This is a genomic window from Paludisphaera borealis (assembly GCF_001956985.1).
GTDB classification, from domain to species: Bacteria; Planctomycetota; Planctomycetia; order Isosphaerales; family Isosphaeraceae; genus Paludisphaera; species Paludisphaera borealis.
In genome coordinates this window covers 3,385,232-3,399,390 of sequence record NZ_CP019082.1, presented here as the reverse complement: position 1 = coordinate 3,399,390, position 14,159 = coordinate 3,385,232, and the positions used below count along the sequence as shown (strand labels likewise).

The window sequence follows — 14,159 nt, the reverse complement described above, 5'->3', positions numbered from 1 at the left end:
CGGACCGCCCGGTTTCTCGCGCGCGTGAGCCTGGGTCGGTCGCGCCGGACGAGCGAGGGTTTTCCGTGGCTCGAAGTTTGAGCCGCGACCACCCTCGGCTTGCGCCGGTCTCCCGTCGTTCCTCGTCCGGCCCGTGCCGCCGGACCGGTCCCGAGGCTCGTCGGTCTCCTTCAAGGGGTCTCCTGAATGCGTGAAATCAACGTGGCCATGATCGGCGAAGGCTTCATGGGCCGGACCCACTCGAACGCCTGGTCGCAGGTGAAGAAGTTCTTCAAGCTGACGGCCCAGCCGGTCATGCACACATCGTGCAGCCGGAACGCCGAGAGTTCCCGGACGTTCGCCGACCACTGGGGCTGGAAGAATTCCTCGACCGACTGGCGCGCGACCGTCGCGTCGCCCGACATCGAGCTGGTCGACGTCGTGACGCCGAACAACATGCACGCCGAGGTCTGCCTGGCGGCCCTCGCCGCGGGCAAGCACGTCGCTTGCGAGAAGCCGATCGCCGGCACGCTGGCCGAGGCCAAGAAGATGGTCGACGCGGCCAAGGCGTCGAAGGCCAAGACGTTCGTCTGGTACAACTACCGCCGCTGCCCGGCCGTCGCCTTCGCCCACCGCCTGGTCAAGGACGGCGCGCTCGGCGAGATCCGCCACGTCCGCGCGTTCTACCTCCAGGACTGGGCCGACGACTCGATCCCGCTCATCTGGCGGTTCCAGAAGGAAGGCGCGGGCACCGGCTCGCACGGCGACCTCAACGCCCACATCATCGACATGACCCGGTTCGTGACCGGCGAGGAGATCACCGAGATCTCGGGCGCGATCGCCGAGACGTTCATCAAGCAGCGGAAGATCGTGGCGGGCTCCACCGCCGGCGGGATCGCGGCGGGCGTCGGCTCCGGCGACCAGACCGGACCGGTCACCGTCGACGACGCCGTGCTGTTCCTCGCCCGGTTCTCCGGCGGCGCCGTCGCCAGCTACGAGGCCGCCCGCCAGGCCACCGGCAACCAGAACCGCAACGGGTTCGAGATCAACGGTTCCAAGGGAGCCATCAAGTTCGACTTCGAACGCATGAACGAACTTCAGTACTACGACGCCACCCGCCCCCGCGCCGTGCAGGGCTGGACGACGATCATGTGCACCCACGGCGGCGACCACCCCTACACCGAGAACTGGTGGCCCGACGCCCACGTGCTGGGCTACGAGCACGGCTTCGTGAACCAGGCGTACGATATCCTTCGCGTCCTCGACGGCCAGGAGCCTGTTGTGCCGATTCCCGACTTCGTCGACGCCTACCAGACCCAGCGCGTCCTCGAAGCCGCCCTGATCTCCGCCGTCGAGCGTCGGCCCGTGGCCCTCAGCGATGTGAAGTAAACCTACGGGTAGGGCGGGCATCGCCCACCATTAACAGGCTGTCGCGAGCATGCCTTCTCCCCTCCAGAGGGGAGAAGGGCGTTCGGCCTCGGCCCATGTGCAATCCAATGGTGGGCGATGCCCACCCCACGAATTCCGATCATTGAAAACGCAGCGACGATTTCCTCCCCCAATCCGACAAGAACGTGGGCTTCGCCCACCGTGCCCGAGAGGACTAATTCGATGGGTGCTCCCCACGCCTTGAGCAATCCCCCCAAGGTCGCCCTGATCGGCGGCGGCTTTATCGGCCCGGTGCACGCCGAGGCGCTGCGGCGGATCGGCGTGCAGGTCGCCGGCCTGCTCGACATCTCGCCCGAGAAGGCCAAGCCCCTGGCCGACCGGCTGGGCATTCCCAAGATCTACAACACGCTCGACGAGCTGCTCGCCGACCCGTCCGTCGGCGCGGTGCACCTGGCGTCGCCCAACAACATCCACTTCGAGCACGCCAAGAAGGCGCTCCAGGCCGGCAAGCACGTCCTCTGCGAGAAGCCGTTGGCGATCAGCTCGAAGGAGACCGCCGAGCTGGTCAAGTTGGCGGCGGCCCATCCCAACCTGGCGGCCGGCGTGAACTACAACCTGCGGTTCTACCCGCTCTGCCAGGAGATGCACACCCGCGTCGCCCGCGGCGACCTCGGCCGGATCCTCAGCGTCAGCGGCTCGTACACCCAGGACTGGTTGCTGCTGGAAGACGACTACAACTGGCGGGTCGATCCCGACGGCCACACCAACCTTCGCGCCATCGCCGACATCGGCACCCACTGGATGGACCTCGCCCAGTTCGTCACCGGCCGCCACATCGAGTCGGTCAACGCCGACCTCGCGACCTTCCACCCCCACCGCAACCGCCCCATCGGCGGCGCCGAGACCTACACCAGCCCGACCGCCGTCAAGAAGGCCACCGAGCCGGTCAAGATCGTCACCGAAGACTACGGCGCGGTCCTGATGCACCTGTCGGACGGCGCGCGCGGCCTCTTCCACGTCATGCAGATGCACGGCGGCCGCAAGAACCGGCTGTATCTGGAAGTCTGCGGCACCGAAGGCTCGATGGTCTGGGACAGCGAGGCGCCCGAGCTGCTCTGGCTGGGACGCCGAGGGGCCGCCAACCAGGTCCTCAACCGTGACCCGTCGCTGCTCAGCGCCGAGGCCGGCGAGTTCAGCCACTACCCCGGCGGCCACGCCGAAGGCTTCCCCGACGCCTTCAAGCAGCTCGACCTGGCGTTCTACAGCTTCATCGCCTCGGGCTGCAAAGGCAAAGCCAACTTCCCCACGTTCGCCGACGGCGACCGCGAAGTCCGCATCTGCGAGGCCATCGCCGACAGCGCCAAGAAGCGCCAGTGGGTGAACGTCGGGGCGTAAGGCGCGTCGCCCGAGGGGGCCGATACAAGCTCGAAGCGCCAGCGAGTGAATGATCCGGACAGCCGGCGAGGAATTCACTCGCTGGCGCTTCGAGCTTGCATGATCGGCCTCCGACCGCCGGTGGTCATGATCCGTGAAATAAAAGAGGCCGGCCGACGCGATGGTTGTCGCGTCGGCCGGCCTTTCGTGTTTCAAGGCGTCGCTCGTCCGTCGGCCGGCTCAGTTGCGGCTGTTGAGCTTCTGGAGCAGGCGGAGCAGTTCAAGGTAGAGCCAGACCAGGGTGACGATCAGGCCGAACGCGCCGTACCACTCCATGTACTTGGGGGCTTCGCGGCGAGCCGCTTCCTCGATGAAGTCGAAGTCGAGCAGCAGGTTGAACGCCGCCAGTCCGCAGACGAACAGGCTGAAACCGATGCCGGCGGGCGTGGCGCTGAAGATCAGCGGCACCGCTACGCCGAAGAAGCCCAGCACCATCGAGACCACGTAAAACAAGCAGACCGCGCCGGTCGCCATCATGATCCCGGCCTTGAGTCGCTCGGTGACCTTGATCGTCCCGCTCGCGTACAGGAACAGCATCACCAGCAGCGTGCCGACCGTCAGCGAGACGGCCTGGAGCGCGATGCCATGAGGCCCCTTGACTCCCATCCGCATCTCGACGATCTGCGAGAGTGAGCCGAGGAAGACACCCTGCATCGCCGCGTACACCGGCGCGGTCCAGGGCGAGATGGTCGGCTTGAAGATGGTCACCATCGCCAGCACGAACCCGGCCAGGGCCGAGACGCCGACGACGGGATAGGCAAGCTGGCCGGCCGCCATCGTGTGGAACGCCCAGAGGCCGGTGCCCGACAGGATGGCCAGGAGCAGGAACGTCTTGGACATCGTCCCTTGCACGGTCGTGACCATGCTGCGAGGCGCGCCGTACACCTGGTTGTAGCCGGCGAACATATCCTGAGAGAAAGCGGGATTACTCGTGGCCACTTCGGGAGTCTCCTGAATGGGAAGTCTCGGCCCGTTGAGTTGAAGGGCCGCCGGCGCCGGAATCGCGTTTCGGCCGGGGGGCGCGGTTCGACGGAAAAATCCGAAAGACCGCGCAGGACGACGCGCCGCTAAGAACATCATACGATGCGATCCGGCGGTCCGTTCGCCGAATCCGCCCCGATTTTGATGGTCCGGCGACGCGTTGATGGGCCGGCGGCAGGCTCAGCCGCGGGCTTCGGAGCACTTCTTGCAGCGGGTGGCGCGGCGACGAAGGCCGCCACCGCACTTCTTGCAGACACCGAACTTGCTCTGACGCCAGCTCTTCTTGCGGGGACGCAACGGCACGAGGCACCTCGTCTGCGGAAAGAGAAATTGGACCGAACGAGGTCCAGCGAGAATCCCAGCCGGAACCACCGCCGGCTTTCAAGATCCGCCAGTGTACCCGATTCCAGCCCGACTCGACCACCCCGGCCCTCAGCCGCGTCTCGATTGGCGCTCCCGGTGCGTGGCTCCGATCCCATTGTCCTGGTTCGTGGCCGTCGCGCGGTGGGTGATGCCAGCCCTAAAATTTGACTGTTAAGGAGCTTACGTGGAGTGGGCGTGGCCCGTCGTCACCAGGTCTCAAATCACTTTGACCGGGTCGCCCCTCAATCCCACGCTTCCTGGGCGAGCAGAATGCAGAGCCAATGGGAGCAGAAGACGCCGGCGCCGAGAGTCCCGAGGATGAGCCACGACGCCCAGTCGCCGTGTTCGAGGGCCGAGGGCGCGACCAGCATCCAGGCCGTGGGCCAGGCCAGCGCGAGCGGGAGCCAGCTCGGGAACCGCCAATAGCGCTGAAAGAGCTGCAAGGCGACCGCGATCAACGTCAGCACGATCGCACCCAGGGCCGCGTCCACGATCGGGCCGTACGGAAGGAATTCGAGGATCAGGAGGCAGGCGTCCTCGAACGCGGTGAAGAGCACCATAAGGAACTGGGATGAGAAAACATCCACCACCGCCAGGAGGACGAAGCTGAAGATCGCGGCGGCCAGGTTGCAGGCGAACGAAGGGGGTTCTTCAGGGACCTCGATCTCGACGACCCGCGCCGGTGATCGTCGCCCGGCGTCCAAGAGCGGCGGAGTCATTTTTGAGCCTCCCAGGTCGGGCCAGATCGAGCATCCACCTTCCGACCAGGCTACGGCATCTCGGCGAGGAAATCGAGGAGGCGTTGGTTGTTTTCGACGCTGGCTTGCTCGCAGAATGGGTGTCCTCGCAGACCACGACGGCCGGGACGAACGCGAAGGAGGAAGTGACAGATGTTGCACCGGGAAGCGGTTGGCCTTTCGATGATCCTCGCGGTTCTGGCTTCGGCGTTGACGCTGGCAGGAGCGTCGCGAGCCGACGAGCCGGGGGCGGTCTCGGAGCGCGCCCGCGCGGTCCACGCCTCGGGGATGCTGTTCGACGGCCACAACGACCTTCCCTGGCTGCTCCGGACCGAGGGCGACAGCGCGCTGACGAAATTTGACCTCTCCAAGCGGCTGAACACCGGACAGACGGACGTCCCGAGACTCCGCGAGGGGGGCGTGAAGGCCCAGTTCTGGTCGGTCTACATCCCCAGCGAGCACGCCCACCCGACCAAGACGGTCGTCGAGCAGATCGACCTGGTCCACCGCCTGGTCGCGAAGCACCCGAACGACCTGGAACTCGCCCTCACCGCCGCCGACGTCGAGCGGATCGTTCGCGCCGGCAAGATCGCGTCGCTGATCGGGATCGAGGGGGGCGTGGCGATCGACGACAGCCTCGCCGAGCTGCGTGCGTTCTACAAGCTCGGCGCGCGGTACATGACGTTGACCCACAACACGACGCTCTCGTGGGCCGACGCCGCGAACGGCGAGCACAAGCACGGCGGCCTGACGCCGTTCGGCGAGACAATCGTCGGCGAGATGAACCGACTCGGCATGCTGGTCGACATCTCGCACGTCTCGGCCGAGACGATGGCCGACGCCCTCCGCGTCTCCAAGGCCCCGGTTATCGCCAGCCATTCGAGCGCCTTCGCGATTTGCCCCTCGCCCCGCAACGTCCCCGACGACGTCCTCAAAGCGGTCAAGGCGAACGGCGGCGTGATCATGGTCAACTTCTACTCGGGCTTCATCGTCCCCGGCTATGCCGAGAAGGTCCGTAAGATCAATGAGGAGATCCGCAAGAAGCACGCCGACCGCGCCGAGCGAACGAAGGCCTTCGAGGCATGGCTCAAGACCGACGACGGCAAGATTCGCGGGACGATCCAGGATGTGGCGAACCACATCGACCACATGGTGAAAGTCGCGGGGATCGACCACGTCGGCATCGGCTCCGACTTCGACGGCATCCAGAGCTGGCCCGTGGGCCTCGACGACGTCTCATGCTTCCCCCGGCTGACCGAGGAACTCCTCCGCCGCGACTATTCCGAAACCGACGTCCACAAGATCCTCGGCGCCAACGTCCTCCGCGCCTTCCGCGAAGCCGAAGCCGTCGCCAAGACGCTCCAGGCGACCACCCCGCCGGCCGTCGACGAGGTCAAGGTCGAGAAGCCGCATGACGATTGAGGTGAGATCTGGAAGTGATTCGATTTGTGACCGGCCTCTGGGGGCCGGTCACATGCCGAGGTTGTGGAGTGCGGCGGCTCGCCGCCGCACGTGACACGCGGTCCAGGCGGGAGCAAGCTTCCGCACTCCAAAGAGGTCTGGTCGGGGCCAATTCACGTTCTTCCGAGGGAGGCGAGCTTATTTCCGCAGATACAACCAGACGAAGCCCGTCCTGTCTTCCTTCATGAAATCGCTTCGCTGGTCGTAGAGCTTCTGGTAACGCTGCTGCGCCTCATTTTGCTTTTTCGGGTCGGCGCCCGCGGCATTCAACTCCTTGGCCGCCTCGCCGATCGACGCGTTCCAATCGGCGAATTTCTTCTTGAACTCCGCCTCGGTCAGCGTACCGGATGGGGAGATCAGCGGCGTCATGTCGCCGACGAGGATGTCGAGCTTGCCGTCGGAATTGACGTCGTCGACCCAGATTCGCGTGTCGCCCGAAGGCCCCGTGAGGTCCGCCTCGCGCAAGACCTGGCCGTAATCGAGCCGTGGGCCATGATCGATCAGCGATCGGAAGGGCTTGAGCCGCGGAGGTTTGCTCGGCCCGGCGCGATTCTCGGCCCATTGTACGCCGCCCTCGCTCGAACCGCTCATGAGGTCGAGGTCGCCGTCGCCGTCCCAGTCGACCACGAACGGGTCGCTGTGGTAGCCGTCGATCTTCAGAGGCTTACCGTCCACCTTGATCTCTTCAGGTTCCGGCGGGAACTTGCCCTTGCCCTGCCCCTTGAAGAGGTGGAACGTGCCGGCGAAGGTGCCGACCACGAGATCGAGGTTTCCGTCGCCGTCCCAGTCGATGGCGAAGGGACGAGTGCAGATGTTCTCGGTCATCTGCCGGCCCTTGAGCGGGATGATGAGCGGTTCGCCGTCGGTGCCCTTCAGGACTTCCGCCCGACGAAACGTCCCGTCCTCCCTGCCGTACAGGACCTGGAACAGCCCCGCCATGTCGTTCTGCATGCGGGAATACGATCCGGAGAGAATGTCGCGACGTCCGTCGCCGTCGAGGTCCACAAACTGTGGAGTCGAGCTGGTGCATCACCACACGCCGGGGACTTCGGCCACCGCGCCTTCGGCCTTCAGCCATTCGGATGGCGCGAGCTTGCCGTCGCCGAGGTTCTTGTGAACGTGGATCTTTCCTCCTTTGAACTGGCCGACGAGAAGGTCCTTCTTCCCATCGCCGTCGATGTCGGCCCAGCAAGGCGCCGCGTAGCCCGGGCTTTCGACCCGGACCGCTACGTCGCCCGCCTTGAGTCGGACCGGAGGTTGGAACTCGGCGGAGCCGCCGCCAGGCCCGGTGGCCACCAGGAGCATTGAAAGCAACGTCAATGTCATGGCTCATCCCTCGAAGGTTGAAATGTGGATGCGGCCGGACGGCCCCTCGCCGCCCGGCGGCTTTGGACGACGTTATTGTAATCGGCCCCTCGCCCACGTGCACCGCGCTACAGCGTCTTGAGGTACTCGATCAGGTCGGCCCGGTCGTCCTTGCTGAGCTTGTCGCCGAACGTGTGGCCGCCGTTGTTGAGGCCGTACCGCGAGGTGTCGTAAATGAAGTGGGCCTCGTAGCTGTTCCGCTTCTTGGTCGTTGCCGGCTCGGCGACCTCCTCGAACTTCCAGCCGACCCTTTGTGAGTCGTAGTGCTCGAAATCGGTCGACGGCGGGCGCGTGAATCGCTTCGGGCGGGTCGACGAATCGAGCAAGGCGTTCAGGGTCGGGATCGAGCCGTTGTGGAGGTACGGTGCGCTCGCCCAGATTCCGTCGAGCGGCGGCGCCTGGTAGCCGTCTTCTTCGTCGGTCTGGACGGGATGCTTCTCGGCGAACCAGGTCGTGTTGTAGTGGGCGACGGCGCGGTCGGCCATGCCTCGGATGCGCTCGGGGTCGGTCCCCACGACGTCCAGAGGGACGATCTTGCCGGGGTACGAAACGGTCTCGCCGTAGGTGCCGTGGCACCGCGCGCAGGACTTCTCGAAGACGACCCGTCCGTGATCGGCTCGGGGGGCGTCGATGGGGAACGGGTACTTCGGCGGCTCGATGCTCATCAGGTACGCCTGGATGTCGCGGAACGTCGGCTCCAGCTCCTGGAACTCGGCGAGGCTCTTCTCGGCGAGCAGGAACTGCATGTTGGCCCGGGCCGAGGCGGCCGGCGTGCGGCCGTCGTAGTACATCATCGTCTTCCGCTTGAGGACCCACCACGGCGGGGCGTCCAGCTCGGGGAGGTTCGACCCCATCGGCACGGGAAACGTCCGGCGCGAGAGGTCGGAGTTGCGGAAGCTGAGCAAGACCACGGACATCATCCCGGCGTTGGTCGTCCCCCGGGCCGTCCCCAGGATGAACGGGATGATCGGCATGCGGCGGCCGTCGGCCCGGAACATGTCGAGGAAGAAGGTCTCGTAGTCGATCTGCGTGTTCGGCAGCCCGACGTAGCTCTTGCCGCCGATCGAGCCGCCGTGGCAGACCATGCAGTCGACCTGCATGCCTCGGGTCACGCCGTCGCGCTTGACGCTCCGCTTTAGGCCCATCGGCAGGCCGTCGTTGGGATAGGGAGCGGGATGAAACCCGTAGTGGCGGCCGAACGCGCGCGCGTAGCCCTCGGGGTCTTTCTCGGGATCGGGCGCGGGCTCGTCCCAGTACTTCGACGCGCCCCGATAGGCGGCGTCCGACCATTCCGCATAGAGATACCCGCGCTCCGTCAGCGCCTTTCGGCCGCGCTCGACGGCCTCGCGATCGGGCTTCGGCGGTGTCGGCGCCTCGCCGGCCGAGGCTGAGGGGCAAGCTGTCCAACCCAGGGCGCCGAGCAAGGCCAGGACGACGCGGAAGCTTTGCCGATTGATTCTCCGTCGCATGGTGACGCCTCGCTCCTCGGCCGCGCGGTGTTGGTTCGTCTTCGATTTTATAGTCGCGCGTCGCCAATCGGAAACAGTCGCATCGGAATTATGTACAGATTGTACACGGGTCCATCGACATGGTTTGGGCGGGTGGCTAGAATGGGCCTGTCAAGCGGATTTATGGAAGGTGCGCGGGATTGGTCGATGCGCAAGCCGGATTTCCCTCACGACGAGGACGAGCCGGCCGCGACGTGTTGGGAGAAGCACGCATGGGACCTGCCGAGATCGTCGCCAGTCTGAAAGAGCTTTGCGCCGAGAACGGGCCTCGGTTGAGCACCGAGCAAATCGTCTCGTGGATCGACCGGATCGACGGATTCGAGACCGACGTCGAGCTGATCCAGTACGCCAAGAAGATGAAGGCCCGCCAGTACGCCCGGATGCTCGAATACGACGACGTCGAGTCGGGTCTGAAGATCAAGCGGTTGTGGAGCTTTCGCGATCAGACCCGGCATCGTCGGTATTACGTCGACATTCTTGAGATGCCCGACGCCGAGCGCCAGCGACTGGTCCGCGAGTATTCGCGGTTCGTCAAGCAATTGCGGTCCGTCCGCAAGGCGATGACCGATTATCTCGCCGGCCAGGCGTTCTTCGACTTCTATCCCGGCGACGAAGTCGATGTCGACGCCGACGAGCCAGCGACGTCGGAGATCTGACGGAAACCGGCCGGCGCCCGCCGGTTTGCGAACCTTCGGCGAGCGGGGGATGTCCTGGCGAGAGGGGTTCTCCCTTGACCCGCTGGACCACAACCTTCGAAAATAGATGTTCGTCCCCTCCGACTCGCAGGGCCGCCCGCGAGGTCGCATGCGGATCGTCCTCGACTTGAAGATGAAGGATCGCGCGCTGATGTCCAACCCTGCTTCGACGGGCTCCCCGAACGCGTCGTCACCCGACGTCATCCCCTTCCACGCGATTCACCATGCGCCCGACCGCCTGGGCCGGTTCGGAGTGTTCGGCGGCCGGTTCGTCCCCGAGACGCTGATGGACGCGCTCAACCAGCTCGCCGAGGCGTACGAGCAGGTGAAGGCCGACCCCGCCTTTCAGGCCGAGTTGCACTACTACTGGAAAGACTACGTCGGCCGCCCGTCGCCTCTTTATCGAGCCGACCGGCTGTCGAGCTTCGCGGGCGGGGCCGACATCTACCTCAAGCGCGAGGACCTGAACCACACCGGCGCGCACAAGATCAACAACGCGATCGGCCAGGTGATGCTGGCCAAGCGGATGGGCAAGACCCGTGTGATCGCCGAGACCGGCGCGGGGCAGCACGGCGTGGCGACCGCCACGGCCTGCGCCCTGTTCGGCCTGACTTGCACGGTCTACATGGGTGAGGAAGACATCCGCCGGCAGAAGCTCAACGTCTTCAACATGCGGACGATGGGGGCCACGGTCGTCCCCGTGACGAGCGGCTCGCGAACCCTCCGCGACGCCACCAACGAGGCGATGCGCGACTGGATGGGGTCGTCGAAGGAGACCCACTACACGATCGGCAGCGTCGTCGGCCCGCACCCGTTCCCGATGATCGTCCGCGACTTCCAGTCGGTGATCGGCCGCGAGGCCCGCGAGCAGATCCTGGAGAAGCTCGACCGCCTGCCCGACGCCATCGTCGCCTGCGTCGGCGGCGGCTCGAACGCCGCGGGCATCTTTTATCCGTTCATCGAGGACGCCGATGTGGAGCTGATCGGTGCCGAGGCCGGCGGACGCGGGCTCAAGACCGGCGACCACGCGTCGAGCCTGACGCAAGGACGCCCCGGCGTGCTCCACGGCAGTTTCAGCTACGTCTTGCAGGACGAGGACGGCCAGACCCAGGACGTACACTCGATCTCGGCGGGCCTCGACTACCCGGGCGTCGGCCCCGAGCACAGCTACTGGAAAGACCAGGGCCGCGTCCGTTACGAGAGCATCACCGACGCCGAGGCCCTCGCCGCCTACCAGGAGACCGCCCGCCGCGAGGGCATCCTGCCGGCCCTCGAATCGAGCCACGCGCTGGCCCAGGCGTTCAAGGAGGCCCGGCGGATGGGGCCCGGCAAGGTCTTGATCGCCTGCCTCTCGGGACGCGGCGACAAGGACGCCTACGAGGTCGCCCGGCTCCGCGGCGAGCCCATGTCCTGACCCTCGACCCATCGAACTTCTTTGGGTGCCACGGGTTCCGTACCCGGACCCCGTGTACGCAAGGTTTGGACCAGCACGGGGTCCGGGTACGGAACCCGTGGCACCCATGAATTTTACGGCATTCGCATGCCTATTGCGTCTTCTCAGAGCCACTCCCCCATGAACCGCATTGACGCCCTATTCACCCGCCTCAAGGCTGAGGGCCGACGGGCCTTGATGCCGTTCATCACGGCCGGCGACCCCGACCTGGCCACCACGGCGGTTCTGATCCACGAGCTGGTCGGCCGGGGCGCGAACCTGATCGAGGTCGGCATCCCCTACTCCGACCCCATCGCCGACGGCCCGGTCATCGCCGCCAGCTACCACCGGGCGCTCCAGCACGGCATCAAGGTGTCGCACGTCTTCCAGACCCTCCGCACGCTCCGCGCCGAAGGCTCGGACGCCGTCCGCGAGACGCCGATGGTGTCAATGGTCTCGTACTCGATCATCCATCGGGTGGGCGTCGAGCGCTACCTCAACGACGCCGCCACGGCGGGCCTCGACGGCCTGATCGTCCCCGACCTGCCGGTCGAGGAGTCGGAGTCGCTCCAGGAGAAGGCGACGCTTCGCGGCCTCAAGCTGATCCAGCTCATCACCCCGACCACCCCCCGCGACCGCGCCGTCGAGATCGCCCGGCTCACCACCGGGTTCATCTACTACGTCTCGGTGGCCGGCATCACCGGCGAGCGCAAGGCTCTGCCGGCCGACCTGAAGGACAACGTGGCCTGGCTGCGGACCCAGACCGACCTGCCGATCTGCATCGGCTTCGGCATCGGCGCCCCCGACCAGGTCCGCCAGCTCGCCCCCGTCGCCGACGGCCTGATCGTCGGCAGCGCCCTGGTCCGCCGCCTCGGCGACGCCGTCAACCGCTCGCGCTCCGAGATCGTCAAGGAGATCGGCGACTTCGTCGGTGAACTCGCCGCCGCGCTCGAACCCAAGGCGAGCTGATCGTTCGCCGCCCGTTCTGCTAGAACTGGTCGCCCCCTACCACCTCTCCGCCGTCACGAGTCGCGAGCGCCGAGAGGATGTAGGGGTTGATCGTCTGCTTGATGAATCTCACCGAGCCGTCGCAGAACGAGAAATTACAGCCGCCCGGGTGGAGCCCCCAGAACGAGTCGCCCCCCGCTCGCGGGGAATTCAGGCCGATGATCGGGGCCGGCTCGCTCAGGGGAAGGTCGGTGAAGGCCAGGACCATCCCGTACGCCCCACCGCAAACCTGGTAAGACCAGTTCGGGTCGGTGCATTGCCTCGCCTGCTCGACGATCCCGTTGGGGACGACGCCGACCCAGGTGCCGTCAGCCACGTTCCTCGACCGCTCCCCGATCAAGAGCGTCATGCTCGAACCATCGCGGACGTCGCGCAAACCAAACGCGTGGTTGCGAATCAAGACGCCGTTGCCGCGATCCAAACTGTAATCCTGCTCGAAATGCGAGCCGGCGCAGGCGATGTACTGCGACGCCGACAGATCCGTCGGCAGAAGCGGCGCGGCTTTGGGGAAGTGGAACGAGGCCGGACCGCTCCGGGTCGCGCTGGGACAGAGAAAAACCGAGGGCTGGGCCGAGCGCGCGGTCTGCGATCCGGAGTCTGCGATCTGGAGGCTGAAATTGATGGAGTTGTACAGCGGTCGCTGCTCCAGGCGGTCCAGGATCATCGATCCCCATGCCCAGCCGTTGCCGATCTCGCCGACGTTGGGCGGGCCGTCCACGGTGAAATAGCCGGGCGGGAGGACGTTCAACGTCTCGTGGTAGAGGTGCATCGCCAGCGCGATCTGCTTGAGGTTGTTCGAGCACTGAGCCCGCCTCGCCGCCTCGCGCGCCGACTGCACGGCCGGCAACAACAGCGCGATCAACAACCCGATGATCGCGATGACCACCAGCAGCTCGATCAGGGTGAAACCACGCGCGCCGACCGGTTGCGAAGTGCGGTTCATGACGGACGCCTCGTTGCCAAGCGGACCCAAATCCCCCCCTGCTCTCTGACAAGAGTAATTGGGAGTCCGACTTTTGTCAATGGAGCGATTGAGCGTGCCTGGCGTCCGTCGACTGTAGGGCGCGGCGGCGCTTATGCGTTAAATATCGTTATGTACCAGTGATGGACGAAGATCCCGGTCTGGATCATGCCGATTTCGACGAGGACCAAGGCGATCGGGATAAGGACGACGGCCAGCGTCCAGGTCGCCACGATGGCTCGAAGCGACCGGCTGACCCCCTTCGAAGGTTGATCGGCCGCCTCGCGGATCGGGGGCCAGGTGAGCGCCGCCACCCCCGCGAGGGGAACGGACGCGACCGCCGCGCCGAGCGCCGGGAAGGTCAGCCAGGCGAACACGATCCCAACCGTCGCCAGCGCGCCCTGGACGCGCAGGGCTCGCCGATCGAGTCGCCGCAGACCCGCCCCCAGCCCGAGGTGCAGGAACGCCAGGCCCATGTGGAGGGCGAGCATCGCTTCCATGTAGGCGTCATAGAACGGCGGATGGTTGAACAGCATGAGCGTCCCCTGCCCGGCCAGGTCGCCGAGATAGGGATCGAGCTCGAGCGCCCGCCAGCATTTCCCGACCTCCACGAGCATCGAGAAGAACAAGGCCTGCGGATTGAACTCCGAGCTTGGAAACTGTCCCGCCCGCAACACGCCGTAAACCGCCGCCAGCCCGAGATCCAGCGCCCCGAGCCCCAGGTTCACCGACCCGAGCCCCCGGACGGCCGTCGCGCGCCACGGAAACATTCTGTATTCAGGGCTTGGGCCGGCGGAAAGTTCGTGCTCCATGAAGATCGCTCCGAACCTTGCTCGTGGGGTTCCA

General features: G+C 66.0%; 13 protein-coding genes. 6 read left to right on the top strand and 7 right to left on the bottom strand.

Annotation, left to right across the window (positions count from 1 at the left end):
• Positions 1-186: 186 nt before the first annotated feature.
• Positions 187-1,368 carry a Gfo/Idh/MocA family protein gene (locus BSF38_RS13150; RefSeq protein ID WP_076346274.1) on the top strand — a complete coding sequence of 394 codons (1,182 nt, stop codon included), beginning with the start codon at positions 187-189 and terminating at the stop codon, positions 1,366-1,368.
• Between the two features lie 222 nt (positions 1,369-1,590).
• On the top strand, positions 1,591-2,763 hold the full coding sequence (locus BSF38_RS13145; RefSeq protein ID WP_076346272.1) for a Gfo/Idh/MocA family protein: 1,173 nt from the start codon (positions 1,591-1,593) through the stop codon (positions 2,761-2,763).
• Positions 2,764-2,982: 219 nt separating this feature from the next.
• Here the strand turns inward: BSF38_RS13145 and BSF38_RS13140 are convergent, their stop codons facing one another.
• Together BSF38_RS13140 and BSF38_RS13135 are read right to left on the bottom strand one after the other, a co-directional pair.
• Positions 2,983-3,741 (bottom strand): Bax inhibitor-1/YccA family protein, encoded by a 759-nt coding sequence (locus BSF38_RS13140; protein WP_076346270.1) that lies wholly within the window; start codon positions 3,739-3,741, stop codon positions 2,983-2,985.
• A 647-nt stretch (positions 3,742-4,388) separates the two neighbouring features.
• Complete coding sequence (locus BSF38_RS13135) at positions 4,389-4,865, bottom strand: hypothetical protein (RefSeq protein ID WP_076346268.1); 477 nt, start codon at positions 4,863-4,865, stop codon at positions 4,389-4,391.
• Positions 4,866-5,036: 171 nt separating this feature from the next.
• On the opposite strand from BSF38_RS13135, the gene BSF38_RS13130 reads away from it, so the two are divergent.
• Entirely contained in the window at positions 5,037-6,305 is a 1,269-nt protein-coding gene (locus tag BSF38_RS13130; RefSeq protein ID WP_076346266.1) for a dipeptidase, read from the top strand.
• Between the two features lie 177 nt (positions 6,306-6,482).
• On the opposite strand, the gene BSF38_RS13125 is transcribed toward BSF38_RS13130, so the two are convergent.
• The 3 genes from BSF38_RS13125 to BSF38_RS13115 form a co-directional block, all read right to left on the bottom strand.
• The gene (locus BSF38_RS13125) at positions 6,483-7,295 is read right to left on the bottom strand and encodes an FG-GAP-like repeat-containing protein (protein WP_145952109.1); all 813 of its coding nucleotides are present in this window, start codon (positions 7,293-7,295) and stop codon (positions 6,483-6,485) included.
• Positions 7,296-7,373: 78 nt separating this feature from the next.
• The gene (locus tag BSF38_RS13120; RefSeq protein WP_145952108.1) at positions 7,374-7,670 is read right to left on the bottom strand and encodes an FG-GAP repeat domain-containing protein; all 297 of its coding nucleotides are present in this window, start codon (positions 7,668-7,670) and stop codon (positions 7,374-7,376) included.
• A 107-nt stretch (positions 7,671-7,777) separates the two neighbouring features.
• Positions 7,778-9,178, bottom strand: a complete 1,401-nt coding sequence (locus tag BSF38_RS13115) for a c-type cytochrome (protein WP_083712917.1) — start codon at positions 9,176-9,178, stop codon at positions 7,778-7,780.
• Positions 9,179-9,429: 251 nt separating this feature from the next.
• On the opposite strand from BSF38_RS13115, the gene BSF38_RS13110 reads away from it, so the two are divergent.
• From BSF38_RS13110 to trpA, 3 genes are all read left to right on the top strand, one after another.
• Positions 9,430-9,873 carry a hypothetical protein gene (locus BSF38_RS13110; protein ID WP_076346260.1) on the top strand — a complete coding sequence of 148 codons (444 nt, stop codon included), beginning with the start codon at positions 9,430-9,432 and terminating at the stop codon, positions 9,871-9,873.
• A 190-nt stretch (positions 9,874-10,063) separates the two neighbouring features.
• Entirely contained in the window at positions 10,064-11,326 is a 1,263-nt protein-coding gene (gene trpB / locus BSF38_RS13105) for a tryptophan synthase subunit beta (RefSeq protein ID WP_083713881.1), read from the top strand.
• A 159-nt stretch (positions 11,327-11,485) separates the two neighbouring features.
• Positions 11,486-12,313, top strand: coding sequence for a tryptophan synthase subunit alpha (gene trpA, locus BSF38_RS13100; RefSeq protein ID WP_076346258.1), 828 nt, complete (start codon positions 11,486-11,488; stop codon positions 12,311-12,313).
• 19 nt (positions 12,314-12,332) lie between these two features.
• Here trpA and BSF38_RS13095 read toward each other — a convergent pair whose 3' ends face one another.
• Complete coding sequence (locus BSF38_RS13095; protein ID WP_076346256.1) at positions 12,333-13,295, bottom strand: DUF1559 family PulG-like putative transporter; 963 nt, start codon at positions 13,293-13,295, stop codon at positions 12,333-12,335.
• Between the two features lie 131 nt (positions 13,296-13,426).
• Positions 13,427-14,083 carry a hypothetical protein gene (locus BSF38_RS13090; protein ID WP_076346254.1) on the bottom strand — a complete coding sequence of 219 codons (657 nt, stop codon included), beginning with the start codon at positions 14,081-14,083 and terminating at the stop codon, positions 13,427-13,429.
• Between the last annotated feature and the right edge of the window lie 76 nt (positions 14,084-14,159).

Bases quoted from the DNA above. Each gene is read 5' to 3' on its own strand.
- BSF38_RS13130 (WP_076346266.1), top strand. From the start codon at position 5,037: ATGTTGCACCGGGAAGCGGTTGGCCTTTCGATGATCCTCGCGGTTCTG.
- BSF38_RS13145 (WP_076346272.1), top strand. From the start codon at position 1,591: ATGGGTGCTCCCCACGCCTTGAGCAATCCCCCCAAGGTCGCCCTGATC.
- BSF38_RS13125 (WP_145952109.1), bottom strand. From the start codon at position 7,295: ATGCAGAACGACATGGCGGGGCTGTTCCAGGTCCTGTACGGCAGGGAG.
- trpB (WP_083713881.1), top strand. From the start codon at position 10,064: ATGTCCAACCCTGCTTCGACGGGCTCCCCGAACGCGTCGTCACCCGAC.
- trpA (WP_076346258.1), top strand. From the start codon at position 11,486: ATGAACCGCATTGACGCCCTATTCACCCGCCTCAAGGCTGAGGGCCGA.
- BSF38_RS13110 (WP_076346260.1), top strand. From the start codon at position 9,430: ATGGGACCTGCCGAGATCGTCGCCAGTCTGAAAGAGCTTTGCGCCGAG.
- BSF38_RS13150 (WP_076346274.1), top strand. From the start codon at position 187: ATGCGTGAAATCAACGTGGCCATGATCGGCGAAGGCTTCATGGGCCGG.
- BSF38_RS13135 (WP_076346268.1), bottom strand. From the start codon at position 4,865: ATGACTCCGCCGCTCTTGGACGCCGGGCGACGATCACCGGCGCGGGTC.
- BSF38_RS13095 (WP_076346256.1), bottom strand. From the start codon at position 13,295: ATGAACCGCACTTCGCAACCGGTCGGCGCGCGTGGTTTCACCCTGATC.
- BSF38_RS13120 (WP_145952108.1), bottom strand. From the start codon at position 7,670: ATGACATTGACGTTGCTTTCAATGCTCCTGGTGGCCACCGGGCCTGGC.
- BSF38_RS13090 (WP_076346254.1), bottom strand. From the start codon at position 14,083: ATGTTTCCGTGGCGCGCGACGGCCGTCCGGGGGCTCGGGTCGGTGAAC.
- BSF38_RS13115 (WP_083712917.1), bottom strand. From the start codon at position 9,178: ATGCGACGGAGAATCAATCGGCAAAGCTTCCGCGTCGTCCTGGCCTTG.